Origin of the sequence: Limosilactobacillus pulli (assembly GCF_947381555.1) — a bacterium.
Taxonomy (GTDB): Bacteria; Bacillota; Bacilli; order Lactobacillales; family Lactobacillaceae; genus Limosilactobacillus; species Limosilactobacillus pulli.
The window spans coordinates 1-460 of record NZ_CANCWQ010000084.1 but is presented as its reverse complement, the minus strand read 5'-3'; the positions used below and the strand labels follow the sequence as shown (position 1 = coordinate 460).

Here is a 460-nt window from a genome sequence, read left to right as displayed (position 1 = left end):
TCGGGAAATAGCTCAGCTTGGTAGAGCACCTGGTTTGGGACCAGGGGGTCGCAGGTTCGAATCCTGTTTTCCCGATTAACAATGAAAATTGTTTTCGCGGTGTAGCTCAGCTGGCTAGAGCGTCCGGTTCATACCCGGGAGGTCGAGGGTTCGATCCCCCCCGCCGCGATTGACTGGCTGTTAGGGACCTTTAGCTCAGTTGGTTAGAGCAAGCGGCTCATAACCGCCCGGTCGTAGGTTCGAGTCCTACAAGGTCCATTGGCGGGCCTCATAACACTCGACAGCTTTTCATTTATGGAGGATTACCCAAGTGGCTGAAGGGGGCGGTCTTGAAAACCGCTAGGTCGTGAAAGCGGCGCAAGAGTTCGAATCTCTTATCCTCCTTTTAATTATCGCGGGGTAGAGCAGCCTGGTAGCTCGTCGGGCTCATAACCCGGAGGTCGTTGGTTCAAATCCAGCC

General features: G+C 54.6%; 5 tRNA genes. All 5 read left to right on the top strand.

The window, feature by feature from the left end:
* The first annotated feature begins 1 nt into the window (after position 1).
* Positions 2-75 (top strand) — tRNA-Pro (locus QOS03_RS09285).
* A gap of 20 nt (positions 76-95) precedes the next feature.
* Positions 96-169 (top strand) — tRNA-Met (locus QOS03_RS09280).
* Between the two features lie 15 nt (positions 170-184).
* Positions 185-258: transfer RNA gene (locus QOS03_RS09275), tRNA-Ile, on the top strand.
* 38 nt (positions 259-296) lie between these two features.
* Positions 297-384, top strand: a tRNA-Ser gene (locus QOS03_RS09270).
* A 17-nt stretch (positions 385-401) separates the two neighbouring features.
* Positions 402-460: transfer RNA gene (locus QOS03_RS09265), tRNA-Met, on the top strand.